We start from the raw sequence: 205 nt of genomic DNA on the forward strand, positions 1-205 counted from the left end.
ATGACAAGGAGGGGATTTAGGATGAAAAAAATTATCCTACTAGTTGTTTTGTTATCGATAGTAGCTTTTATACTTTATCTTTATGTTTCTTTCTATGGGCTTCCATGGAAAAAAACACAAGTTTCGAACGAATTAAAACAGTATGTTGAAGAAAAATACGACATTAAGGTCGACATTGAAGAATCTTATTTTAATTTTAAATTTG

The 205-nt window shown here is 28.8% G+C and carries 1 pseudogene; it reads left to right on the plus strand.

Annotation, left to right across the window (positions count from 1 at the left end):
* Positions 1 to 21: 21 nt before the first annotated feature.
* Positions 22 to 205, plus strand: a pseudogene (locus tag V7097_RS20470) (hypothetical protein); the annotation flags it as partial.

Source organism: Bacillus sp. JJ1562, from assembly GCF_036962705.1.
GTDB lineage: Bacteria > Bacillota > Bacilli > Bacillales > Bacillaceae_L > Ferdinandcohnia.